We start from the raw sequence: 24,638 nt of genomic DNA, 5'->3' as shown, positions 1-24,638 counted from the left end.
ACGCGGCAAGGGATGACGAAACCGCCCCCACCGGACGTCCCGCCCCGCCCCGGCGGGCGGACGCTCAGCAGCTGAACCGGGAACTCGCCCAGTCCGCCAGCACGTAGGTGTCGAGCACCGAGTCCGGCTCCACGACCAGCCGGACCGTGGACCGTCCGGTCAGGTCGACGCTCACGGGCACGCCCGGCTCACCGGCCCGCACCAGCGGCGACCGCCACAGCAGGGCCCCGTCCGCGTGGACGGAGAACCGCACCGCGCCCGCGCCCAGCGACAGGTCGTCCACCCCGGCCACCGCCTCGTAGGAACGGCAGGCGCGGTTGAGGTCGATGGTCACCGACGACCGTCCGTGCACGGTCACCCCGTGCGGATGGACCCGGCCGCCGATCATCAGCCCCCGCCGCTGCCACACCCAACTGCTCTCCCCTGGCCGCATCTCGGGCCCGCCGCCGTCCCCGACCCCCGCGTACCGCAGCTCGCTCCACTCGTACACGACGGGCGGCGCGGGCGCTTCGGGCTCCGGCTCGGGGGAGGGCGACGGCGACGGGGTCGGCGTGGGTGTCGGTGTCGGCGTCGGGGTGGGAGTGGGCTCGGGAGACGGCGACGGGGTCGGGGTGGGCGTCGCTTCCTCGGGGCTGGGCGAGGGCTCGGGCGTCGGCTCCGGAGACTCCGAAGGCGCGGCGGGCTCCGGAGTCGCCGGGGGCACGGACGGCTCCGGGGCGGGCTCCTCCGCCGGGGGCTCCGGCGCGGCGGCCGGGGGCGCCCCGGCCGGTTCGGGTTCGGACGGCACCGGTTCCGGCTTGGCGACCGGTGGTGCCTCCCCCGGCTGCGACAGCGGCGGCTTCGCCTTCGGCCGGTCGGGCTCCGAGGCGTCGTTGCCGACCAGCGCCAGCGCCACGGCGACGGCCGCCGCCACGGCGACCGCCGCGCCGATGCCCGCCTTGACGGGCCCGCCGACCGCCTCCGACAGCGCCGCGCCCCCGGCGTTCCCGCCGGAGGCCCCGGCGCCGCCCGCCGTCCCCCCGGCGGACCCGGCCGCGCCCCCGGCACCCGACGAACCCCCGGTGACCCCGCCGCTCGCGGCGGCGGCCCCGCTCGCCGCGCTCGCGGCGGTCCCGCCGCCGACCAGCGCGGCGACCTTCGCGTACCCGGCCGCCCCGAACCAGCCGATGACGGCGATGGGCACGACCGCGGGGATGCCACCCGCGACTTCCTTGATCTGCCCCGCCGCGAGACGGCAGCGGGCGCACTCCTCCAGGTGCTTGCGCAGCCCCCGCTCGGCCCGCGCCCGCAGACCGCCCCGGGCGTAGGCGCCCAACCGGTCCGCGTACCGGGCGCACTCCTCGTCGGCGGTCAGCGCCGCGCTCACATGGGCCTGGAGGTACGCCTGCTTGAGCCCCTCGCGGGCCCGGCTGGCCAGGACCCGGGTGCCGTTGGCGTCCAGCCCGAACAGGGTGGCGACCTCGCTGGGGGACTCGTCCTCGACCTCGGTGTGCCAGAGCACCGCCTGCCAGCGCTCCGGGAGGCTGCGGAACGCCCGCATCGCCATGGAGCGTTCGGCGGCGCGCATGGCCCGGACGTCGGCGCCCTCGTCGACGGAGGTGCCGTCCGCGACCTCGGAGCCCCGGGCGGCCTGCGCCGCGAACAGCGCGAAGTCGTCGACGAGTTGCTCCCGCCGGGCGGACTTCGTCCAGTGCGCGGCGACCCGCCGGACCGTGGTGAGCAGATAGGCCCGGACGGCGTGCTCCGGACCGGAACCGCCGCGCACCGCCTGGAGCATGCGGGCGAAGACCTCGGCCGTCAGGTCGTCGGCGGTGTGCCCGTCACGGCAGCAGGTGCGCGCGTAGCGGTACACGGCCCGCGAGTGACGGCGGTACAGCTCCTCGTACGCGGAGTCGTCGCCCCCGCGCATCCGTCCGATCAGTTCGGCGTCGGCGGGCGGGAGGTCGGGGGAGGGCGGCGGACCGGTGTCCCCCGCCGGGTGGGCCGCAGGGGCCGTGTGGTTCTCGTGGTGCCGCTGCTGCGGCACGGCCGTTCCGAGGGCGACGGCCCCCGGTGCGGCGGGGTTCGCTATGTCCCCGTCGGTGGGCCCGTCCGTCGCCCCGTCGGGCGTTCCGTCCGGCGCGCCGTCAGCCGCGCGGGCCGGTCCCCCCTGGCCGGGCACCTGGGGCGCCGAGGGGCTCCGGGCCCCTCCGGTCGCGCCCTTCGGTTCCTCCGGCCCGTCCACGTCCATCACGCAAAGCACCCGCCCGCACACTCTACGACCACCGGGCAAGGGTGCCACACCGTCGTCACGGCCTCACGGGATACCCCGGGCCGCCACTCATCCGAGACATTCTGTTCCGGCCATTGACTTCCGGCCAGCGCGCCCCAACGGTTTCCCTGCCAAAGGGACTTGGGGCGCGGTGGGGCATATCGGACGTCTTCCGCGCGGTCCGGGTTCTGGCTGGATTCCTCCCCCGGAACCGCTTCCGGAGCCCGGGAACCCCGCCCCCGGCTCCGTCCGAACGGCTCCGCGCACCTCCGTCCGGACGGCGTCGGCCCGCCCGGACGAGCCGCGCGGCCCGTCCACGGCAACGGGCCGCCCGGACGGGCCGCGCGGACGTACCCGCCCACGCGCCTACGCCCGGACGTACCCGCCCACGCGCCTCCGTCCGGGCGGCCCCGCCCGCACGCCTCCGTCCGGGGCGGCCCCGCTCACGCGTCGCCGCGCCGTCGCCTCGCGCCGTCAGGACGGCCTGGAGCGCAGCCCCTCCAGCAGGATGTCCAGCAGCCGTGCCGACGCGGCGGCCTGCTGGGCCGCGTCCGGCAGCGAGGGAGCGGCCGTGGCGATCACCAGCAGCACGTCCGAGACGGTCACGTCCCGGCGCAACTCCCCGGCCGACCGGGCCCGTTCCACCAGCCGTCCGACCACGTCCAGCAGCGCGGCGACCCCGGCGTCGCCCCCGAGTTCCCCGGCACCCCCGGCGCCCGTCGCACCGCCGCCGCTCCGGGCCCCGCGCTGCTGCGGCACCCGGGCCTCGTCCCACTCCTCGCCGCCCTGGGCCGGGAAGCCCGCGCCGGCGAGGCCGGACCCGGCGGGAGCGGATCCCCCCGGGTCGGCGGCGGCGCGGTCGGCCGCCGCCCCCGTGAGGTCCGGTTCCGCGCCGCCCCGGGCGTCCTCGTCCAGGACGCCCACCCGCAGCACGTGCGGCGGCAGCAGCCGTCCCGCGCCGGAGGCCACCGAGGTCCGCAGGAACCGCGACAGCGCCGACCAGGGCTCCTCCTCCTGCCCCAGCGCGGCCCGCGCCTGGTCCGTCAACCGGGCGGTCTCCTCCTCGGCGATCCTCCGCACCAGCACGTCCTTGCTGGGGAACCGCCGGTACACCGTGCCCACTCCGACCCGCGCCCGGCGGGCCACGTCCTCCATCGGCGCGCCGTACCCCAGCTCGCCGAACACCTCGCGCGCCGCGCGCAGCACGTGCTCCAGATTCCGCTGGGCGTCCACCCGGAGCGGCGCCGTGCGCGACGCCTCCGCGCTTCCGCGCTGACCGGTCCCCGCCGTCGCGCCGGACGCCAAGGTGGGCGTGGTCGTCCACTGCTGATCCTGCGTATGCATATGTTTCCCCCGGTTTTAGACGTCTCCCCCCGGAGACGCTCCCCGCCGTCGGCAGTCGGAGCGGAAGAGGGACCGGAACGTGTGCGGGACGGGCCCCCTGGGGTGGGCCCGTCGAGTGTGTCCCCCGACACCCCGACGTCACACGAACATAGTTGAGCAGGGGTGGATTCAGAAGGGGCACGTTCCGCCACACGGACCGCCCGATCGGAGTACGCCCCGGTTCCACCCCTAATGGATGGGTTGACCTGGGCCCGCTCCCACCCTCTGACCTGCGTGTCCATCGAAAACCCGACCCGTGCGCGAACCCTCTCGGAAGCCCCCCGGACGAGGGCCTCCCACCCACTTCCGGTCACACAAATTGCTCAGGCTGTGGACAAACTCCCGAGCCCGTTGCGTCATGGGTGGGTGAAGGCCGCCAACCCCCCGGGAACACCGCCCGGACCGACGCCCGCCACCCGCGTCCTCGTGATCGGCGGCGGGTACGTCGGGATGTACACCGCCCTGCGCCTCCAGCGGAACCTGGCGGCGCGGATCCGGCGCGGCGAGGCCGAGGTCGTCGTGGTCGCCCCCCGCCCCTACATGACCTACCAGCCGCTGCTGCCCGAGGCCGCCGCCGGAGCGGTCTCCCCCCGCCACGTCGTCGTCCCCCTGCGCCGCGTCCTCGACCGCTGCCGGGTCATCACCGGCGAGGCCCACAGCGTCGACCACACCAAACGCTCCGCCACCGTCACCACGGTCGCCACCGCCGACGAGGGCACCGGCGCCACCACGATCACCTACGACGAACTGGTCCTCGCCCCCGGCTCGGTCTCCCGGGTGCTGCCCGTCCCCGGCCTCGCCGACCACGGCATCGGCTTCCGCACCGTCGAGGAGGCCATCGGACTGCGCAACCACGTCATCGAACAGCTCGACATCGCCTCCTCCACCCGCGACCACGAAGTCCGGCACGCCGCCCTCACGTTCGTCTTCGTCGGCGGCGGCTACGCGGGCGTCGAGGCCCTCGCGCAACTGGCCGACATGGCCCGCTACGCCGCCCGCCACTACCACAACCTCAGCCCCGACGACATGCGGTGGATCCTCGTGGAGGCGTCCGACCGACTGCTCCCCGAAGCCGACCCCGGACTCAGCGCCTACACCCTCAGCGAACTGCGCAGACGCGGCGTGGACGTCCGGCTGCGCACCCGTCTCGACAGCTGTCTTGGCCGGGTCGCCGCCCTCGACGACGGCACCCGGCACCCCACCCGCACCCTGGTGTGGACCACCGGGGTCGCCCCGCACCCCCTGCTCAACGCCACCGACCTGCCGCTGACCGGCTCCGGACGGCTCAAATGCACGGCACAGCTGACCGTGGACGGCGCCCCCCACGCCTGGGGAGCCGGTGACGCCGCCGCCGTCCCCGACCTCACCGCCCCCGGCACCCACACCGCGCCCACCGCCCAGCACGCCCTGCGCCAGGCCCGGCTCCTCGGCGACAACATCGCCGCCGCCCTCGACGGCAGACCGCTGACGGCCTACACCCACCGGCCCACCAGCTCCGTCGCCACCCTCGGCCTCCACCAGGGCGTCGCCCGCGTCCGGGGCCGCCGCGTCACCGGCTACCCCGCCTGGCTGCTGCACCGCGTCCACCACCTGCGCCGGGTGCCGACCGCCAACCGCAAGGCCCGCGTCCTCGCCGAATGGGTCCTCGCCGGGCTCTTCACCCGCGAGATCGTCTCCCTGGGCTCCCTCGAACACCCCAGAGGCGACCACTTGGGAGGCGACGCCACCGGAGGCGACCCCTTCGGAGGCCACCCCTTCGGAGGCGGACACCCCGGCTCCGGACCCGGCACCGGACCCGGCACCGGGAGCGGCTCCGTACCGGGGCCCGGCACCGGAGACGGCCCCGGACGGCCGACGGGGGACACCGCCCCCGACGACCCGAATGACCCGAAGGGGTCGTCCTGACCGAGACGGGGAACTCCCTCCGCGCACCCGACGTCTGACGGATGTCGGACCAATCGGCCAGACTGGCTCCCGCGACCCACGGGCGGCCCGCCCGCCCCTCGACCCCACGAGGCTTCTACCCAGTGAACTTCACGCGCTGGAGCGCCCGGCTCCCCGGAACACAGCGCCGCGCCGCCGCCCGATCCGAGCACCGCGCCTCCCCGGCGGCACCGGGCGACAACCCCGTCCCCGCGGCCCGCGGCGAACACCCCACCGCACCCGACACGTCCACCGACGTCCTCGCGGACCTGCCGGTCCCCGCGGTCCTCGACCGGGCCCCGGCCCTCGTCGCCCTCCTCCACGGCCCCGCGCACCACCTGGCGTACGTCAACGACGCCTGGACCACCGCGTTCGGCCCCCGCCCCACCGGCGCCCCCGCCCACGAGGCCCTGCCCGAACTGGGCGAGCTCAGCCTGCTCCCCCTCCTCGACCAGGTCCTGCGCAGCGCCAAACCCCGCACGGTGAAGTCCCGCAAGGCCCCCGACGGCCGCTCCTACACCTTCACCTGCACCCCGCTCGACCGCCCCGGCACCCCGGACGGCGCCCCCGGCGGCGTCATGGTCTTCGCCGTCGACGTCACCGACCACGCCGAGGCCGCCGAACGCCTGCGCGCGGGCGAACGCGGCCAGCGCGAGACCGCCGTCACCCTCCAGCGCTCCCTGCTCCCCCAGGAACTGGAGGAACCCGACGACCTCCGGGTCGCCGCCACCTACCACCCCGGCGGCACCGAGGCCGCCGTCGGCGGCGACTGGTACGACGTCATCACCCTCGGCGGCGGCCGCACCGCCCTCGTCATCGGCGACGTCATGGGCCGGGGGGTGCGCGCCGCCGCCGTGATGGGCCAGCTGCGCACCGCCGTCCGCGCCTACGCCCGGCTCGACCTGCCGCCCCACGAGGTGCTCCAGCTCCTCGACGGCCTCGCCACCGAGATCGACGCCAACCAGATCGCGACCTGCGCCTACGCCGTCCACGACCCCAACGAGGGCACCCTCGTCTACGCCTCCGCCGGACACCTGCCGATCCTGGTCCGCGACGAGCACGGCACCGTCCACCGCGCGGCCGAGCCGACCGGCCCGCCGCTCGGCACCGGCGGCTGGCTGCACGCCTCCGGCACGGTCCCCCTCGCCCCCGGCTCCACCGCCGTCCTCTACACCGACGGCCTGGTCGAACGCCGGGGCGAGGACATCGACGACGGCGTCGCGGCCCTCGCGCACGCCCTCGCCGGGGCCACCGGCACCCCCCAGGTCGTCTGCGACCGCCTCATCCGCACCGCGGGCGTCACCGCCGACCACGACGACGACGTCGCCGTCCTGGTCCTCCAGCACCCGGCCCGCACCGGTCCCGACGGCGAGCTGTTCCGCAACGCCGCCCTGGAACTCCTCGGCGGCGTCGAGGCGGCGCCCCGCGCCCGGGCCTTCGCCTCCGGAGTCCTCGCCAGCTGGCGCTTCCCGCCCGACCTCCACGACCTGGGCGTCCTCGCGGCCAGCGAACTCGTCGCCAACTCCCTCCAGCACGGCACCCCGCCGATGCGGCTGAGACTGCGCCGCACGGACCGCCGTCTGATCATCGAGGTGACCGACGGGGACGACCACCTGCCCCGCCGCCGCCAGGCCGAACCCGTCGACGAGGCGGGCCGGGGCATCGCCATCGTCGCCACCATCGCCGCCGCCTGGGGCTCCCGCCGCACCCCCGACGGCGGCAAGTCCGTGTGGTGCGAGTTCACCCTCCCGACCCCCGACCAGCCACCCACGACGACCGGCACCACCACCCCCTGACACGACGGACGCCGCCCCCGGGACGGACCCGGGAGCGGCGCGACACCGAACGGACGAGGGACAGGGGACGAGGGGGAAGCAGGGGGACGGGAGACGAGCCGGCGTCCTACGCCCCCACGCCCGCTTGAGCCCCGCTCGCGGCCACGGTCGGGACCCCGCTCGCGGTCCCGACCGCGACCGGCGCCTCGGCTCCGGCCGTAGGGGCCTTGCCGAGCGCGACCACCCGGGGCGCGGCCAGCGACGGCTGGTTCTGCTCCGGGGTGAGTTCCCGGCCCAGCCGGACGGCCAGCCAGGTGATCCCCAGCGAGAACACCAGGAACGTCAGCACGTACGGACCGTGCAACGAGGCGCCCATCGGACCGCCCACCGCCGGACCCACCGCCAAGGCCAACTGCTTGACCAGCGCGAACGCCGAGTTGTACTGGCCCACCATCCCGCTCGGCGCGAGATCCGCGACCAGCGGGGCCACCGTCGGCGACAGCAGCGCCTCGCCCAGTCCGAACAGCGCGTACGTGGAGATGAACGCGGCCGTGGCCATCGCCTGGCTGCCGTTGCCGAGCCCCGCGTACGCGGCGGCGGCCCAGGCCACCGCCCAGATCAGCCCGACCGACGCGATCACCCGCGACCGCTTGCGGTACTCGACGAACCGCAGCACCGCGAACTGCGCGATGACGATCACGGCCGTGTTGGCGGCCAGCGCGACGCCCAGCGTCGACGGCGAGATCCCGGCCGCCTCCACCCCGTACGCGGCCAGCCCCGACTCGAACTGTCCGTAGCAGGCGAAGAACAGCACGAACCCCAGCACCATCAACTGCACCATCGCCCGGTGCCCCAGCAGCGACCGCAGTCCACCGCCGGTACGGCCACCGGTGACCGGCCCGCCCGGCCCGGACTCCGCGACGGGCATCCGCACCCCGGCCGCGATGGCGCCGAGCACCAGGAACATCACGGCCTCGATCAGGAACAGCACGGTGAAGCTGCCCGGCCGGTGCTCGTCGACGAGCTGTCCGCCGATGAGACCGCCGACGCCGAGGCCGAGGTTCTGGAGGAAGAACTGCGTGGCGAAGGCCCGGGTCCGCCCGGCGGGCTCCGAGCACCACACGATCATCGTCGCCAGCGCGGGCTGCATCACCGCGGTGCCCGCGCCGAGCACCGCGGCCGAGGCCACCGCCGTCGCGGCGGTGCCCGACACCCCGAGCGCCAGGGCGCCCACCGACGCCGTCACCGAGGCGCCGACCAGCACCGGCAGCGGACCGCGCCGGTCGATGACCCGGCCGACGAAGGGCAGGGCGATCAGCGCGGCCACCGCGAACGCCGCGAGCACCAGCCCGGCGACCGTCGGTCCCAGATCCCGCACCCGCGCCACATAGACATAGAGGAACGGCACCGTGAAGCCGATGCCGAACGCACTCAGCGCGCTGCCCGTCTGGATCCGGCGCATCGCGCCCTTCGCCCTGGTCACTTCCACCTGCCCTTACCTATGAAGACTTCAAAACTAAAGTTAGAACTTGAACAGTATACGCAGAAGGACTTCGATGCCAAGTGGGTTCATGTCATACTGCGGCCATGCCTCACACCCCGGCCGAGGGCGAGCCGAGCCTCGACGAACAGATCGCCGCCTATCAGCGCGAGTTCCAGGGCCTCGACCCCCAGGTCGAGAAGATCGTGTCGGCCCTCGGCCGGCTCAACCGGCGGATGAGCGTCGCCTACGGCCGCCAGACAGCGACCCTCGGCATCAGCAACGCCGAGTGGGAGGTCCTCAAGGCCCTCGTCCTCTCCGGCGCCCCCTATCAGCTTGGCCCTGGAGACCTCGCCAAGCGCCTCGGCCTCACCCCCGCCGCCATGACCCATCGCATCGACCGCATGGTCGGCGAGGGCCTGGTCACCCGGGACCGCGACGAGACCAACCGGGTCCGCGTCATCATCGAGCTGACCGAGCACGGCCGGGAGAAGTGGCTGGAGGCCATGCGCCTCGCCTCCGTCTTCGAGGAGGACCTCCTCCAGGACCTCTCCACCGAGGAGCGCACGGTCCTCGGCGAGGTCCTCACCCGCTTGCTGCGCCGGGTGGAACACGCCCAGCCGGACGCGGGCGGCCGTCTCACCGACCTGGACTGACCCGGGCCCGCCCGCCGGAAAAGAACTTGACCTGCGGCGGTTGACAGGCGTCCCGCCGATCCGTAAGGTTCTCCGAGTTGCCGCCGAGCCGTAACGGTTCTGCGTCAGCACCTCTCGCCGCGTCAGCGGCAACCAAACTCTTCGTACGAACCCCAGCGGGAATGTTTTCGGCCTGCCCGAATTCAATTTCGATGGGCCCTGGACCTCGATTATGAGTCTCCGGGGAGACCCGCTAGAGTTTGAAACGTCGGAACGGCCGCGAGGCCCGGAAGACAAGCAGGAATCCCGTTCGACAGGGAATCGGATCGAAACAAGATCTGATAGAGTCGGAACCGCCGGAAAGGAAAGCGCGGAAGCGCTGGACTGGAAAGCACCGAGGAAATCGGATCGGAAAGATCTGATAGAGTCGGAAACACCGAAGGGAAGCGCCCGGAGGAAAGCTTCAGCCGAGAGGCTGGGGTGAGTACAAAGGAAGCGTCCGTTCCTTGAGAACTCAACAGCGTGCCAAAAGTCAACGCCAGATATGTTGATACCCCGTCACCTAGACCACTCGGTCTGGTGATGAGGTTCCTTTGAAGAAATACACAGCGAGGACGCTGTGAACAGTCGGGGATATTCCTCCCCGGTTTGTTCCGCTCTCGTGGTGTTCACCCGATTACGGGTACACATTCACGGAGAGTTTGATCCTGGCTCAGGACGAACGCTGGCGGCGTGCTTAACACATGCAAGTCGAACGATGAACCGGTTTCGGCCGGGGATTAGTGGCGAACGGGTGAGTAACACGTGGGTAATCTGCCCTGCACTCTGGGACAAGCCCTGGAAACGGGGTCTAATACCGGATATGACCTGCCCCTGCATGGGGGCGGGTGGAAAGCTCCGGCGGTGCAGGATGAACCCGCGGCCTATCAGCTAGTTGGTGAGGTAACGGCTCACCAAGGCGACGACGGGTAGCCGGCCTGAGAGGGCGACCGGCCACACTGGGACTGAGACACGGCCCAGACTCCTACGGGAGGCAGCAGTGGGGAATATTGCACAATGGGCGAAAGCCTGATGCAGCGACGCCGCGTGAGGGATGACGGCCTTCGGGTTGTAAACCTCTTTCAGCAGGGAAGAAGCGAAAGTGACGGTACCTGCAGAAGAAGCGCCGGCTAACTACGTGCCAGCAGCCGCGGTAATACGTAGGGCGCGAGCGTTGTCCGGAATTATTGGGCGTAAAGAGCTCGTAGGCGGCTTGTCGCGTCGGTTGTGAAAGCCCGGGGCTTAACCCCGGGTCTGCAGTCGATACGGGCAGGCTAGAGTTCGGTAGGGGAGATCGGAATTCCTGGTGTAGCGGTGAAATGCGCAGATATCAGGAGGAACACCGGTGGCGAAGGCGGATCTCTGGGCCGATACTGACGCTGAGGAGCGAAAGCGTGGGGAGCGAACAGGATTAGATACCCTGGTAGTCCACGCCGTAAACGGTGGGCACTAGGTGTGGGCAACATTCCACGTTGTCCGTGCCGCAGCTAACGCATTAAGTGCCCCGCCTGGGGAGTACGGCCGCAAGGCTAAAACTCAAAGGAATTGACGGGGGCCCGCACAAGCGGCGGAGCATGTGGCTTAATTCGACGCAACGCGAAGAACCTTACCAAGGCTTGACATACACCGGAAAGCATCAGAGATGGTGCCCCCCTTGTGGTCGGTGTACAGGTGGTGCATGGCTGTCGTCAGCTCGTGTCGTGAGATGTTGGGTTAAGTCCCGCAACGAGCGCAACCCTTGTCCCGTGTTGCCAGCAACGGTTTCGGCCGGTTGGGGACTCACGGGAGACCGCCGGGGTCAACTCGGAGGAAGGTGGGGACGACGTCAAGTCATCATGCCCCTTATGTCTTGGGCTGCACACGTGCTACAATGGCCGGTACAATGAGCTGCGATACCGTGAGGTGGAGCGAATCTCAAAAAGCCGGTCTCAGTTCGGATTGGGGTCTGCAACTCGACCCCATGAAGTCGGAGTCGCTAGTAATCGCAGATCAGCATTGCTGCGGTGAATACGTTCCCGGGCCTTGTACACACCGCCCGTCACGTCACGAAAGTCGGTAACACCCGAAGCCGGTGGCCCAACCCCTTGTGGGAGGGAGCTGTCGAAGGTGGGACTGGCGATTGGGACGAAGTCGTAACAAGGTAGCCGTACCGGAAGGTGCGGCTGGATCACCTCCTTTCTAAGGAGCACTTCTTAGCCTTCCAGGTTTCGGTCTGGTTGGTTCAGAGGCCAGTACACCGGCGAATGTCCGGTGCTGGTTGCTCATGGGTGGAACGTTGACTATTCGGCTCGTGCTTGGGCCGGAGGCCGCTAGTACTGCTTGTCACTTCGGTGACGGGCGTGGAACGCGTGATCTTCGGGCAAGGGCGGGCCGGGCATGCTGTTGGGTGTCTGAGGGCACGGCCGTGATGGCTGGGTCTTCGGTTGCCGACCCCGGTAAAGGTCTGTTTCGGCGGGCTGTGACGGGTGGTTGGTCGTTGTTTGAGAACTGCACAGTGGACGCGAGCATCTGTGGCCAAGTTTTTAAGGGCGCACGGTGGATGCCTTGGCACCAGGAACCGATGAAGGACGTGGGAGGCCACGATAGTCCCCGGGGAGTCGTCAACCAGGCTTTGATCCGGGGGTTTCCGAATGGGGAAACCCGGCAGTCGTCATGGGCTGTCACCCTTGCCTGAACACATAGGGCATGTGGAGGGAACGCGGGGAAGTGAAACATCTCAGTACCCGCAGGAAGAGAAAACAACCGTGATTCCGGGAGTAGTGGCGAGCGAAACCGGATGAGGCTAAACCTTGTATGTGTGAGACCCGGCAGGGGTTGCATGCAGGGGGTTGTGGGATCTCTCTTTTACAGTCTGCCGGCTGTGAGGCGAGTCAGAAACCGTTGATGTAGGCGAAGGACATGCGAAAGGTCCGGCGTAGAGGGTAAGACCCCCGTAGCTGAAACATTGACGGCTTGCTTGAGAGACACCCAAGTAGCACGGGGCCCGAGAAATCCCGTGTGAATCTGGCGGGACCACCCGCTAAGCCTAAATATTCCCTGGTGACCGATAGCGGATAGTACCGTGAGGGAATGGTGAAAAGTACCCCGGGAGGGGAGTGAAATAGTACCTGAAACCGTGTGCCTACAAGCCGTGGGAGCGTCGCACAAGGGAGCTTGCTTTCTTGTGTCGTGACTGCGTGCCTTTTGAAGAATGAGCCTGCGAGTTTGCGGTGTGTTGCGAGGTTAACCCGTGTGGGGAAGCCGTAGCGAAAGCGAGTCCGAATAGGGCGTTTGAGTAGCATGCCCAAGACCCGAAGCGGAGTGATCTAGCCATGGGCAGGTTGAAGCGGCTGTAAGAGGTCGTGGAGGACCGAACCCACCAGGGTTGAAAACCTGGGGGATGACCTGTGGTTAGGGGTGAAAGGCCAATCAAACTCCGTGATAGCTGGTTCTCCCCGAAATGCATTTAGGTGCAGCGTCGTGTGTTTCTTGCCGGAGGTAGAGCACTGGATAGGCGATGGGCCCTACCGGGTTACTGACCTTAGCCAAACTCCGAATGCCGGTAAGTGAGAGCGCGGCAGTGAGACTGTGGGGGATAAGCTCCATGGTCGAGAGGGAAACAGCCCAGAGCATCGACTAAGGCCCCTAAGCGTACGCTAAGTGGGAAAGGATGTGGAGTCGCAGAGACAACCAGGAGGTTGGCTTAGAAGCAGCCACCCTTGAAAGAGTGCGTAATAGCTCACTGGTCTAGTGATTCCGCGCCGACAATGTAGCGGGGCTCAAGCGTACCGCCGAAGTCGTGTCAATCCAGCATATAGGGCCAACGCCCGCTGGGTTGGGTAGGGGAGCGTCGTGTGCCGGGTGAAGCCGCGCCGGAAGGCAGTGGTGGACGGTTCACGAGTGAGAATGCAGGCATGAGTAGCGATACACACGTGGGAAACGTGTGCGCCGATTGACTAAGGGTTCCTGGGTCAAGCTGATCTGCCCAGGGTAAGTCGGGACCTAAGGCGAGGCCGACAGGCGTAGTCGATGGATAACCGGTTGATATTCCGGTACCCGCTGTAGAGCGTCAAACATTGAATCCTCTGATGCTAAGCCCGTGAAGCCGCCTGCCTCCAGTTTTGCTGTGGGTGGGAGTGGTGGAGCCGGTGACCCGAGGTGGTAGTAGGTGAGTGATGGGGTGACGCAGGAAGGTAGTCCAGCCCGGGCGGTGGTTGTCCCGGGGTAAGGGTGTAGGGCGTCGGATAGGTAAATCCGTCCGGCATGTGCCTGAGACCTGATGCCGAGCCGATTGTGGTGAAGTGGATGATCCTATGCTGTCGAGAAAAGCCTCTAGCGAGTTTTATGGCGGCCCGTACCCTAAACCGACTCAGGTGGTCAGGTAGAGAATACCGAGGCGTTCGGGTGAACTATGGTTAAGGAACTCGGCAAAATGCCCCCGTAACTTCGGGAGAAGGGGGGCCATTTCTGGTGATGGGCTTCGCGCCTTGAGCTGGGGGTGGCCGCAGAGACCAGCGAGAAGCGACTGTTTACTAAAAACACAGGTCCGTGCGAAGCCGTAAGGCGATGTATACGGACTGACGCCTGCCCGGTGCTGGAACGTTAAGGGGACCGGTTAGCTGCATTTCGGTGTGGCGAAGCTGAGAACTTAAGCGCCAGTAAACGGCGGTGGTAACTATAACCATCCTAAGGTAGCGAAATTCCTTGTCGGGTAAGTTCCGACCTGCACGAATGGCGTAACGACTTCTCGACTGTCTCAACCATAGGCCCGGTGAAATTGCACTACGAGTAAAGATGCTCGTTTCGCGCAGCAGGACGGAAAGACCCCGGGACCTTTACTACAGTTTGATATTGGTGTTCGGTTCGGCTTGTGTAGGATAGGTGGGAGACTTTGAAGCGGCCACGCCAGTGGTTGTGGAGTCGTTGTTGAAATACCACTCTGGTCGTGCTGGATGTCTAACCTGGGTCCGTGATCCGGATCAGGGACAGTGTCTGATGGGTAGTTTAACTGGGGCGGTTGCCTCCTAAAGAGTAACGGAGGCGCCCAAAGGTTCCCTCAGCCTGGTTGGTAATCAGGTGTTGAGTGTAAGTGCACAAGGGAGCTTGACTGTGAGACCGACGGGTCGAGCAGGGACGAAAGTCGGGACTAGTGATCCGGCGGTGGCTTGTGGAAGCGCCGTCGCTCAACGGATAAAAGGTACCCCGGGGATAACAGGCTGATCTTCCCCAAGAGTCCATATCGACGGGATGGTTTGGCACCTCGATGTCGGCTCGTCGCATCCTGGGGCTGGAGTCGGTCCCAAGGGTTGGGCTGTTCGCCCATTAAAGCGGTACGCGAGCTGGGTTTAGAACGTCGTGAGACAGTTCGGTCCCTATCCGCTGCGCGCGTAGGAGTCTTGAGAAGGGCTGTCCCTAGTACGAGAGGACCGGGACGGACGAACCTCTGGTGTGCCAGTTGTCCTGCCAAGGGCATGGCTGGTTGGCTACGTTCGGGAGGGATAACCGCTGAAAGCATCTAAGCGGGAAGCCTGCTTCGAGATGAGGGCTCCCACCCACTTGATGGGGTAAGGCTCCCAGTAGACGACTGGGTTGATAGGCCAGATATGGAAGCCGGGTGACCGGTGGAGTTGACTGGTACTAATAGGCCGAGGGCTTGTCCTCAGTTGCTCGCGTCCACTGTGTTGGTTCTGAAACCACGAACAACCAGCACTCTTCCCTGGTAGGGGAGTGTGTGTTGGTGTGTGTTTCGTAGTGTTTCGGTGGTTATAGCGTTAGGGAAACGCCCGGTTACATTCCGAACCCGGAAGCTAAGCCTTTCAGCGCCGATGGTACTGCAGGGGGGACCCTGTGGGAGAGTAGGACGCCGCCGAACTAAAATTGCATGAAGCCGTGTGTCCCGAAGAGAATTTCTTCTCTCCGGGACACACGGCTTTTTCGCGTTTCCGGGGAGTTTTCCCCTTGGAGGGGCGCGGGAGGGGGCCCGGCGGCCCCCCTCAGGACGGCTCGACCAGCTTGGTGTCGTACGCCAGGATGACCGCCTGGACGCGGTCCCGGGCGCCCGTCTTGGCGAGGACGCGGCCGACGTGGGACTTCACCGTGGACTCGGCCAGGTGCAGTCGGGCGGCGATCTCCAGATTGGTCCAGCCGCGGCCGATGACGGTCAGGATCTCCAGCTCCCGTTCCGTCAGCGAGGCGATCCGTTCGTTCCGGGCGGGGTCCGGGCCGTCCTCCCGTTCCGTACCGGCGGGCAGGTGCCGGGCGTACGCGTCGAGGAGGCGGCGGGTCAGGCCGGGGGAGACCACGGCGTCGCCCGAGGCCACCGCGCGGACGCCGGAGAGCAGTTCCTCGGGGAGGGCGTCCTTGACCAGGAAGCCGCTGGCGCCCGCGCGCAGCCCCGCGTGGGCGTACTCGTCGAGGTCGAACGTGGTGAGGATCAGGACCCGGGTGCGGTCGCCCGTGGCGACGATCCGCCGGGTGGCGCCGATGCCGTCGAGGCCCGGCATGCGGATGTCCATCAGGACGACGTCGGGGCGGAGTTCCGCGGCGAGCCGGACGGCGTCCGTTCCGTTGGCGGCCTCGCCCACGACGGTCATGTCGTCCTGGCTCTCCAGGAGCATGCGGAAGCCGAACCGCTGGAGCTGCTGGTCGTCGGCTATGAGCACGGTGGTCACGTCGGGACTTCCTCGGTCAGGGGCAGCCGGGCGTGGACCCGCCAGCCGGTGGAGCGGCCGTGGCCGTCGGTGACGGGGCCGGCGTCAAGTGTGCCCCGGTACAGGGCGGTGCGTTCCCGCATCCCCGTCAGGCCCCGGCCGGAGCCGTCGGCGGTCGTGGGAGCCGGGCGGCACGGGCCGCTGTCGGTGACGCGCACGCTGACGTGGTCGGCGGCGTAGTCGACCCGGACCCGTGCGCTGGTGCCCGGTCCGGCGTGCTTCATGGTGTTGGTGAGGGCTTCCTGGACCAGTCGGTACACGGTCAGCTGGAGGCCGGGGGGAACGTCGTCGGGGGTTCCGTGGAGGGCCGCGTCGACCGTCAGTCCGGCCGCGCGGACCCGTTCCACCAGGGCGTCGAGGTCCGCGAGCGCGGGTTGGGGGGTCAGTTCGGCGGTGGGGGCGGACGACGGGTCCTCACGCAGGACGTCCAGGACGCGACGGAGTTCCCCCAGGGCCTGGCGGCTGGTGGCGGCGATGGCCTCCAGGGCTTCCGCGGCGCGCTCGGGGGACTTGCGCGCCGCGTACGCGCCGCCGTCGGCGAGACCCGTGATCACGGACAGGTTGTGGCCGATGATGTCGTGCATCTCCCGGGCGATCCGGGCGCGTTCGGCCGCGGCGGACAGCCGGGCCTGCTGGTCGCGTTCGGTCTCCAGCCGTCGGGCCCGTTCCACGAGGGCGGCGGTGTACTCCCGGCGCCCGCGCACCACCGTGCCCAGCAGGACGGCGATGACGGCCAGCCACAGCGGCTGGACGACCGTCTTGGACCAGCCGGCCTCCGGGAACCGCAGGGCGCCCGCCACCAGGGGCGCGGCCGTCAGCGCCAGCGACCACCACAGGGTGCGCGAGGGCAGCCGGAGCGCGATGTGGAAGACGACGAGGATCTGGAGCAGACCCGCTTGGAGGCTCGCACCGGAGAGGGAGTTGAGGAGGAGGAAGGGGCTGATGGCGAGCAGGACGGCGAAGGGGTGCCGCCGTCGCCAGAACAGGGGGACGGTGAAGCCGAGGGAGAGGGCGAGCACCAGCCCGTCGGCCACCCTTGGGTCGAGGGCGACCGTGCGCCAGCCGCCGCCGTGGTAGTCGGTGAGGGCCGCGCACAGCCACAGGAACGTCAGGGCGCCGTCCCAGAGGTACGGGTGGCGCGCGTCGACGGCCCGGACGAACCCCTGCCCCCGGGTCGTCAGCCGGGTGTGCACCGGCGGGGGTGGGGTGGACGGCGCCGGGTGGGGGCCGGGGGCGGCAGTGGACCCGGTCGGGGAGGGCGTCTTCGTTCTGCGCACCCGGTCATCGTCGTACGGAGTCGTCCGTCGCGCATCGGCCCCGGGTCCCGGAGCCGGGGCCGAGTCTCGTACCGGGGTACTACCGGGCGGCTTCCGGGAGTTCCTCGCCGGGCCAGCGGGCGCGGGCCTGTTCGCGGGAGCGGAGCAGCGCGAGGGTCGGCAGTCCCCGTTCGGCGCCCGTGGCGATCAGCGCGGGCAGCTGGGGGAGCGGTGCCACGGCCGCGACGTCGTCGAGGACGAGGGCGAGTGGTGGGTCGAGCCGACCGGAGGATGACCGTTCGGCCATGCGCCGGCCGCGCTCGACCACGCTTGAGGCCAGAGCCGTGAGGAGGGGCATGGCTCCGGGGTGGGGCTTGGGATCCTCGATCGCCTCGCCCACCAGATAGAGCGTGCCCCCTTCGGCCGCGAAGGAATCCAACGCGAGCCCGTCGGTTCGGTTGGGGGTGCAGACCTCGCGGATGTGCACCGTGGAGAGCGCGGACAGGGCACGGGCCGTCAGCTCCTGGGCCATGTCCCGGCGTTCGGGGTGGGCGGTGAGCGCCGCCTCCAGCTCGCCCGCGCTGCCGGGGGCGGCCTTGGGGTGGGTGCGCAGGGCCCGGACCGCCTCCTGGACCTGGCCGCCCTGGGCCCAGCGGTGGACGTGCCGGAACTGGCGTCCGTCGACGGCGGCGGCGTGCAGGAAGCAGCGCAGCAGGGTCTCGGCGGTGTCGGCCACCGCCGCGTCCAGCCTGGCTCCGGGCCGGACCGGCGCGAGCAGGGCCTTGGCGCGTTGTCCGGCCGTGTCGCGGTCCTCGCAGCCGCTGCCGGGGGACCAGTGGAGCCGGGCCGGGGTGTCGCAGAGGTGGAGGGGGTCGTAGAGGAGGACGGGACCCAGTTTGGCGCGGGCGTCCTTGGTGTCGGCCCAGAGGGTGGGGTCGGAGGTGACGACCAGCGCGGGGCCCTCCGCGTCCCGGACGGCCTGGAGGGCGAGCGGACGGCGGACCCCGGGCGGGCCGAGGACCAGGGGGCCGGGCGGGACGGGGAGCGGGGTGGGTGCGGGCGCCGCTGCCGCTGGTGAGACCAGTGTGGTCAGCGTGGTGGGCGCGGGACCTTCGGGGGCTTCGGACGCCGGGTGTTCGGGCGGGGCTTCAAGCGCCGAGGCGGGTGCGGCTGGGGTGGCGGCGGAGGCGGGTGCCGGGGGTGGTGCCTGGGAGGGGAGCGGGGTCGTGGGGTGGGTGTCGGTGCGGGGGGTCTTGTGGAGTGAGGGGCCGGGGGCGTACCGGTCGTCGGGGGCGTGGGACCGGTCGTGGCGGGCGTGCTGGCGGGCGCGGGCGCGTTCGGCCCGGGTGAGACCGGTGCGCAGCCAGGTGACCAGGCTCATGACGAGGAACCCGAGGAACGCCAGCAGGGCGGTCTGGACGCCGAACACGGTCCAGAACAGTCCGTGGCCGGAGAGCTGCCGGGCCGGGGTGGCGGGCCAGGCGCCGGGCAGGTCGCCGGGGGCGGTGATCAGGTGCCGGAGCGCGGCGGGTGTGTGCGGGAAGGCGACCCGCTCGGGCCACGCCCCGTGCGCCAGCCAGCCGGAGAGCCCCGCCGACGACCAGATCAGCAGGGTCGCGCCGAGCAGGGTGGCGAGTCCGCCGACCAGCAGGGAGTCGGGGACGCCGCGCTGCCCGCGGGGGGCTTCGTCGTAGCGGTCGCCGGGTCCTCGGGGGCGGACGGTCACGCGACCGTCGATTCGGACGGGTCGCCCCACTGCTGTTCCACGAAGCTCGCGGCGCGTTCCTCCGCCTCCAGTTCCGCCGCGCGCAGTGCCTCGTCCCGGGTGGTGGAGGACTCCGTCATGGCGCGGTCGGTGAAGACCAGGGGGCGTTCGGCCTCGGTGACCAGGTGTTTGACGACCTGGACATTGCCGTTGACGTCCCAGACGGCGATGCCGGGGGTGAGGGTGGGGATGATCTCGACGGCCCAGCGGGGCAGTCCGAGGACCCGGCCGGTGGCGCGTGCCTCGTCCGCCTTCTGGGCGTAGACGGTGCGGGTGGACGCCATCTTGAGGATGGCGGCGGCCTCCTTGGCGGCGGCGCCGTCGACGACGTCGGAGAGGTGGTGGACGACGGCGACGAACGAGAGGCCGAGGCGGCGGCCGAACTTCAGCAGCCGCTGGAAGAGCTGGGCCACGAACGGGCTGTTGATGATGTGCCAGGCTTCCTCGACCAGGAAGATCCGCTTCTTGCGGTCGGGGCGGATCCAGGTGTGTTCCAGCCAGACGCCGACGATGGCCATGAGGATGGGCATGGCGATCGAGTTGCGGTCGATGTGCGAGAGGTCGAAGACGATCAGCGGGGCGTCGAGGTCGATGCCGACGGTGGTGGGGCCGTCGAACATGCCGCGCAGGTCGCCGTCGACCAGCCGGTCCAGGACGAGGGCCACGTCCAGGCCCCAGGCGCGGACGTCGTCTATGGCGACGTTCATGGTCTGGGCGGACTCGGGTTCGGGGTGGCGGAGCTGCTCCACGATGTCGGTGAGGACGGGCTGCCGGTCCACGATGGTCTCGTTGACGTAGGCGTGGGCGACCTTCAGCGCGAAGCCGGACCGCTCGTCGAGGCCGTGGCCCATCGCGACCTCGATGATGGTGCGCAGCAGGGCGAGCTGGCCGGTGGTGGTGATCGCCGGGTCGAGCGGGTTGAGCCGGATGCCCATGTCGAGGGCGGCGGTGGGGTCGAGCCGGATGGGGGTTATCCCCAGCTCCTGGGCGACGAGGTTCCATTCGCCGACGCCGTCCTCGCCCTGGGCGTCGAGGACGACGACCTGCCGGTCCCGGAACCGGAGCTGGCGCAGTACGTAGGTCTTCTCCAGCGCGGACTTGCCGTTGCCGGACTCGCCGAGCACCAGCCAGTGGGGGGCGGGCAGCTGCTGCCCGTAGAGCTGGAAGGGGTCGTAGATGTACCCCTTGCCGGAGTAGACCTCGCGGCCGATGATCACGCCGGAGTCGCCGAGGCCGGGGGCGGCCGTCGGCAGGTAGACGGCCTGGGCCTGGCCCGTGGAGGTGCGCACGGGGAGGCGGGTCGTCTCCACCTTCCCGAAGAGGAAGGTCGTGAACGCCTCCGTGAGGACGGACAGCGGGTCACGCATCAGTTCATCAGCTCCCGTCCACGCACGACACCCTGGCCCCGTTCTCCGATCATCCCCGGTGGCTCCGGTTCCTGTCCGTTGGTCCGCCGTGCGTGTCCGCTGACCTGGTTTCCGTCGGACCGGTGTCCGTGGACGCGGCGGGGTCCGTCGAGCCGGTGTCCGTCGGCTCTGTGCCCGTGGATCCGGTGTCCGTGGGTTCGGTGTCCGCCGGCCCGTCGTCCGTGGGGCTGGTGTCCGTCGGTCCGGTGGTCACCGGTCACTTCCGGATGCCGGTGGCGAAGGGCAGGGTGTTGACGAAGGCCCGGTGGTGTTCGCGGTCGCACCACTCCAGCTTGAGGTAGGACTTGCCCGCGGAGGCGCGGATGGTGCGCTTGTCGCGGGCGAGCGCCTCGGGGGAGCGGGAGGAGACCGTGATGTAGCCGACGAGGTTGACCCCGGCGGCGCCGGAGGCGAGGTCCTCGCCGCGCTGGTCGAGCCGGGAGTGGGCGGCGAGGTCGCGGGGGTCCACGGTGCGGTTCATCTTGGCGGCGCGGCTGGCGTCGGCCTCGTCGTTGGTCTTCTCGGTGAGCATCCGCTCGATGGCGATCTCGGTGGGTTCGAGGTCCATGGTGACGGCGACGGTGCGGATGACGTCCGGGGTGTGGACGAGCAGGGGGGCCAGGAAGTTGACGCCCACCGGGGTCATCGGCCACTCCTTCACCCAGGCGGTGGCGTGGCACCAGGGGGCGCGGGTGCTGGACTCGCGGGTCTTGGCCTGGAGGAAGGTGGGCTCCACGGCGTCGAGTTCGGCGGGCCAGGCGTTGCGCTTGGTCATGGCCTGGATGTGGTCGATGGGGTGGTCCGGGTCGTACATGGAGTGCACGAGGGAGGCCAGCCGGCTCTGGCCGAGGGGCTGGCGCAGCCGGATGTCGGCCTCCTGGAGGCGGGAGCAGATGTCGGCGAGCTCGCGGGCCATGACGACGGCGAGCCCGGCGTCGCGGTCGAGGCGGCGGCCGTTGCGGGCGCGGGTGGCCCGGGCCATGGCGGTGGCCTCGGCGGCGAGTTCGCGGCTGTGGTGCATGCAGGCGACGAGGTAGGCGCGGTGCTGCTCGCTGCTGGTGGACACCATGGACTGGAGCTGGTCGTAGGAGTCCTGGAGCCAGCCGGGGGCCTGGGCGTCACCGCGCTGGGCGACGTCCTTGGCGTGGGCGTCGGGGTCGGCGGGCAGGGTGCGGGCGAGCATCTGGATGCGGGTGACGAAGCCGTCGCCGTTCGCCACGTGCTTGAGGAGGGTGCCGAAGCGGTCGACGAGGGCTTCCTGGTCCTCGGAGTCGCGCAGTCCGACGCCGGGGCCCTCGATCTCGATGGCGGCGGTGATCGTCTTGCGGTCGGCGTGCAGCAGCACGGCGATCTCGTCGGGGCCGAAGGGGGCGGAGAGCCAGGTGATGCGGCCGATGCCGGGGGGCGGGCCGATCTCGACCTCGCGCCCGTCGAGGGCGATGCCCGCCTCGGGGGCGGCCGAGCGGTAGGTGGTGCCGCGCTTGAGCTGGCGCTTGTAGCTGCGGTTGATCTCGAACCACTTGTAGAAGGTGCGCCGTTTGTAGGGCACGTAGACGGCGGCGAGCGCGAGCAGCGGGAAGCCGACGAGCAGCACGATCCGCAGGGAGAGCACGGGGACGAGGAGCCCGCACATCATGCCGAGGAACGCCCCGCCGATGATCATGGCGATCTCGCCGCTCTCGCGGTTGCGGCCGACGACGGCGTTGGGCCGGGCCCGGCCGATCAGATACGTCCGGCGGGGCGTGGCCGGGTGGGACAGCGATTCGGTCGTCAACGCCCTTCACCTCCCGTGCGGTTGGTTGTGCGGTTGGTGCTGGCGTGCGGGGTGTTCAGCGGGCTGGAGCGGGGCGCCGGGGCGGCGGGGCCGCCCGTGCCTCCGCCGCCCCCGCCGCCGGTGCCCCGGGAGCCGTGGGCGGCGACGCCGCCGCTGACCGGGTTGGCGGGCCGGGGGCCGCCCTGGCCGCCACCGGTGTTGTCGGCGCGACCGCTGTGGGTCTTGATGCCCTGGGAGACGAGTGCGGCGGGGGAGCTGATGACGGCGGCGGCGCGGTTCTCGGCGCCCTGCTGGAGGCGGTTGTTGCGGGAGTGGACGATGTCGTCGCCGAAGCCGGGGACGAAGCGGTAGATCATCGCGCTGGCGAAGATGGCGAGCAGGATGATCGCGAGCCCGGAGACCACGGCGGAGAAGGCGTCGGGTCCGTCGTCGGAGGCGGACAGGGCGCCCGCGAGGCCGAGGACGATGACGATGATCGGCTTGATGAGGATGACCGCGATCATGATCCCGGCCCAGCGGCGGACGTGGCCCCACAGGTTCTTGTCGACGAGTCCGGCGTAGACGACCGTGCCGAGGAGCGCGCCCACGTAGAGCAGGGCGGCGCGGATGACGAGTTCGAGCCAGAGCACCCCGGCGGCGAGGATCGAGACCAGGGAGACGACGACCAGCATCACCGGTCCGCCGCCGATGTCGTCGCCCTTCTCCAGGGCTTCGGAGAACGAGCCGAAGAAGACGTCGGTCTGGCCGCCGGTCGCCTTGGCGAGGACGTCGGTGACGCCGTCGGCGGCGGAGACGACGGTGTAGAGGATCAGGGGGGTGAACGCGGAGGCGATGACGGTCAGCCAGAGGAAGCCGACGGCCTCGGAGAGCGCGGTGCCGAGCGGGACGCCCCGGACGGCCCGCTTGGCGACGGCCAGCAGCCACAGCAGCAGGGTGAGGATGGTGGAGGCGGCGAAGACGACGGCGTACTGCTTGAGGAAGGTCGGGTTGGTGTAGTCGACCTCGGCGGTCTCCTTGACGGCCTCGGAGAGCTTGTCGATCGTCCAGGAGGCGGCGTCGGCACAGCCCTTGGCGAGGGCGTTGAGGGGGTCGAGGGCGTCGGAGAGGGTGTTGGCGGGGTTGTCGGCCCCGCCGCTGCCGCCGGTTCCGCCTCGGTCGCCGTCTTCGCAGTAGTCCTTGGCGGGACCCCGGATGAGGTCGCAGGGGTCGTTGGACGCGGAAGGGCTGGGGCTGGCGCTGGGGCTGCCACTGGGCGTGGAGCCGCCGCTGGGCGTGGGGGTCGGTTCCGCCACGGCCCGGGTGGCGAGCAGCACGGCGGTGGTCTGCGCGGCGGTCACCAGGGCGGTGAGCGTGAGCGCGCGACGGGTACGTGGGGCGCGGACGGCGCTGTCGTGGGGACGCGCGTCGCCGGGCTGTCGCCTATCGGGCATACGTGAACCCTCCGTACTGTTCGACGGCCTCCGCCAGGTCGTCGGCGGTGGACGCCCTCTGGTCGCGTCCGGTGGGGACGGGTCCGTCCCGTTGTTCGAAGTCGACGACCTTCCAGTCGCCGTCGGTCCAGCGCAGCTCGTACGTGGTGGTGTGCCAGCTCTCGGTGACCGGGTTCTTGGAGGTCTCTCCGGCGAAGCCCAGCAGGGCGGTGTACCAGACCGCGACGGTCGCGGTGTCGGCGTCGGACTTCTCGACCTTGGTGCCGACGGGGACCGTCCGGGAGACGAAGGTCTGGCCCTCCGGCGCGCCGCCGTCGGGTTCGAGGCCGAGCCGGGCCAGGAACCCGGGTGCGCCGTACGCCTTGTCGAGAGCCGTGCGACGGGCTTCGGCGGCGTCGGGGACATGGGTGGCGGTGATGATGGCGTTGCGTCGCTGGGGGTCGAACATCTCCGCCGACCCCAGGGCCACCGCGAAGTTCGCCGCCGCCGACTGCGCCCCCTGGGCATCGCGGGCGAACCCCTTGGCGATGCCGTTGAGGGAGCCCTCGACGGGCCGGGTGCCGCTGGCGGCGGTGGAGTCGGCGCGGGGGCGGTCGCCCTCCGGGCGCGCCGTGGACGGTTCGTCACCGCCCCGGTTGACGAGGGCGATCGCGGCGATCAGCAGCACGACGATCCCGACGGCGGTGATCAGGCCGCGGGAGGAGGAGCGGGCGGGGCGCCGGGGGCCGTCCCCGTCGCGTTCGGGCAGCCGGGTGCGGGTCTGGCCGCTGCCGCCGGGCCCCTGCCGCCCGTAGGGGTCGGGATCGCCGTACGTCTCGTCGTCCGGGCTCAT

13 protein-coding genes and 3 rRNA genes are annotated in these 24,638 nt (G+C 70.3%); 6 read left to right on the top strand and 10 right to left on the bottom strand.

Annotated features, from left to right (window positions below; all coding sequences use genetic code 11):
- Window positions 1-64 precede the first annotated feature (64 nt).
- Window positions 65-2,230, bottom strand: a complete 2,166-nt coding sequence (locus ACVWNX_RS15495) for a sigma-70 family RNA polymerase sigma factor (RefSeq protein WP_454414786.1) — start codon at window positions 2,228-2,230, stop codon at window positions 65-67.
- Between the two features lie 495 nt (window positions 2,231-2,725).
- Window positions 2,726-3,595 (bottom strand): TetR/AcrR family transcriptional regulator, encoded by an 870-nt coding sequence (locus tag ACVWNX_RS15490; RefSeq protein WP_454414508.1) that lies wholly within the window; start codon window positions 3,593-3,595, stop codon window positions 2,726-2,728.
- Between the two features lie 489 nt (window positions 3,596-4,084).
- Here ACVWNX_RS15490 and ACVWNX_RS15485 point away from each other — a divergent pair, with 489 nt between their 5' ends.
- Complete coding sequence (locus ACVWNX_RS15485) at window positions 4,085-5,539, top strand: NAD(P)/FAD-dependent oxidoreductase (protein ID WP_454414785.1); 1,455 nt, start codon at window positions 4,085-4,087, stop codon at window positions 5,537-5,539.
- A gap of 122 nt (window positions 5,540-5,661) precedes the next feature.
- Window positions 5,662-7,353, top strand: coding sequence for an ATP-binding SpoIIE family protein phosphatase (locus ACVWNX_RS15480; protein ID WP_454414507.1), 1,692 nt, complete (start codon window positions 5,662-5,664; stop codon window positions 7,351-7,353).
- Window positions 7,354-7,459: 106 nt separating this feature from the next.
- Here ACVWNX_RS15480 and ACVWNX_RS15475 read toward each other — a convergent pair whose 3' ends face one another.
- Complete coding sequence (locus ACVWNX_RS15475; RefSeq protein WP_454414784.1) at window positions 7,460-8,794, bottom strand: MFS transporter; 1,335 nt, start codon at window positions 8,792-8,794, stop codon at window positions 7,460-7,462.
- Between the two features lie 125 nt (window positions 8,795-8,919).
- Between ACVWNX_RS15475 and ACVWNX_RS15470 the strand changes: the two genes are divergently transcribed.
- The 4 genes from ACVWNX_RS15470 (at window position 8,920) to rrf (ending at window position 15,337) form a co-directional block, all read left to right on the top strand.
- Window positions 8,920-9,468, top strand: a complete 549-nt coding sequence (locus ACVWNX_RS15470; RefSeq protein WP_454414506.1) for a MarR family winged helix-turn-helix transcriptional regulator — start codon at window positions 8,920-8,922, stop codon at window positions 9,466-9,468.
- A gap of 668 nt (window positions 9,469-10,136) precedes the next feature.
- Window positions 10,137-11,664 (top strand): 16S ribosomal RNA (locus ACVWNX_RS15465).
- Window positions 11,665-11,998: 334 nt separating this feature from the next.
- Window positions 11,999-15,126, top strand: a 23S ribosomal RNA gene (locus ACVWNX_RS15460).
- Window positions 15,127-15,220: 94 nt separating this feature from the next.
- Window positions 15,221-15,337: ribosomal RNA gene (gene rrf / locus ACVWNX_RS15455) — 5S ribosomal RNA — on the top strand.
- The 16S, 23S and 5S rRNA genes sit together here, the layout of an rRNA operon.
- Before the next feature lie 121 nt (window positions 15,338-15,458).
- Here rrf and ACVWNX_RS15450 read toward each other — a convergent pair.
- The 7 genes from ACVWNX_RS15450 to ACVWNX_RS15420 form a co-directional block, all read right to left on the bottom strand.
- Window positions 15,459-16,136 (bottom strand): response regulator, encoded by a 678-nt coding sequence (locus ACVWNX_RS15450; RefSeq protein WP_454414505.1) that lies wholly within the window; start codon window positions 16,134-16,136, stop codon window positions 15,459-15,461.
- Window positions 16,133-17,452, bottom strand: coding sequence for a sensor histidine kinase (locus ACVWNX_RS15445; protein WP_454414504.1), 1,320 nt, complete (start codon window positions 17,450-17,452; stop codon window positions 16,133-16,135). The genes ACVWNX_RS15450 and ACVWNX_RS15445 overlap by 4 nt, the downstream gene beginning before the upstream one ends.
- Before the next feature lie 79 nt (window positions 17,453-17,531).
- Window positions 17,532-19,157: a type IV secretory system conjugative DNA transfer family protein gene (locus ACVWNX_RS15440; RefSeq protein WP_454414503.1), complete on the bottom strand. Its 1,626-nt coding sequence runs from the start codon at window positions 19,155-19,157 to the stop codon at window positions 17,532-17,534.
- Window positions 19,154-20,563 carry an ATP-binding protein gene (locus ACVWNX_RS15435; RefSeq protein ID WP_454414502.1) on the bottom strand — a complete coding sequence of 470 codons (1,410 nt, stop codon included), beginning with the start codon at window positions 20,561-20,563 and terminating at the stop codon, window positions 19,154-19,156. Before ACVWNX_RS15435 ends, ACVWNX_RS15440 begins: the two co-directional genes overlap by 4 nt.
- A gap of 256 nt (window positions 20,564-20,819) precedes the next feature.
- Complete coding sequence (locus tag ACVWNX_RS15430; protein ID WP_454414501.1) at window positions 20,820-22,376, bottom strand: SCO6880 family protein; 1,557 nt, start codon at window positions 22,374-22,376, stop codon at window positions 20,820-20,822.
- Window positions 22,373-23,806, bottom strand: a complete 1,434-nt coding sequence (locus ACVWNX_RS15425; protein ID WP_454414500.1) for a hypothetical protein — start codon at window positions 23,804-23,806, stop codon at window positions 22,373-22,375. The genes ACVWNX_RS15430 and ACVWNX_RS15425 overlap by 4 nt, the downstream gene beginning before the upstream one ends.
- Window positions 23,796-24,638, bottom strand: a complete 843-nt coding sequence (locus ACVWNX_RS15420) for a hypothetical protein (RefSeq protein WP_454414499.1) — start codon at window positions 24,636-24,638, stop codon at window positions 23,796-23,798. The genes ACVWNX_RS15425 and ACVWNX_RS15420 overlap by 11 nt, the downstream gene beginning before the upstream one ends.

Source organism: Streptomyces sp. JNUCC 64, from assembly GCF_054484115.1.
This window is presented reverse-complemented; position numbering and strand designations above follow the sequence as displayed.

What these genes read in the sequence shown, in the direction of transcription:
- ACVWNX_RS15495 (WP_454414786.1), bottom strand. Translation starts at nt 2,230, where the DNA reads ATGGACGTGGACGGGCCGGAGGAACCGAAGGGCGCGACCGGAGGGGCC.
- ACVWNX_RS15490 (WP_454414508.1), bottom strand. Translation starts at nt 3,595, where the DNA reads ATGCATACGCAGGATCAGCAGTGGACGACCACGCCCACCTTGGCGTCC.
- ACVWNX_RS15485 (WP_454414785.1), top strand. Translation starts at nt 4,085, where the DNA reads ATGTACACCGCCCTGCGCCTCCAGCGGAACCTGGCGGCGCGGATCCGG.
- ACVWNX_RS15475 (WP_454414784.1), bottom strand. Translation starts at nt 8,794, where the DNA reads ATGCGCCGGATCCAGACGGGCAGCGCGCTGAGTGCGTTCGGCATCGGC.
- ACVWNX_RS15470 (WP_454414506.1), top strand. Translation starts at nt 8,920, where the DNA reads ATGCCTCACACCCCGGCCGAGGGCGAGCCGAGCCTCGACGAACAGATC.
- ACVWNX_RS15435 (WP_454414502.1), bottom strand. Translation starts at nt 20,563, where the DNA reads ATGCGTGACCCGCTGTCCGTCCTCACGGAGGCGTTCACGACCTTCCTC.
- ACVWNX_RS15425 (WP_454414500.1), bottom strand. Translation starts at nt 23,806, where the DNA reads ATGCCCGATAGGCGACAGCCCGGCGACGCGCGTCCCCACGACAGCGCC.
- ACVWNX_RS15420 (WP_454414499.1), bottom strand. Translation starts at nt 24,638, where the DNA reads ATGAGCCCGGACGACGAGACGTACGGCGATCCCGACCCCTACGGGCGG.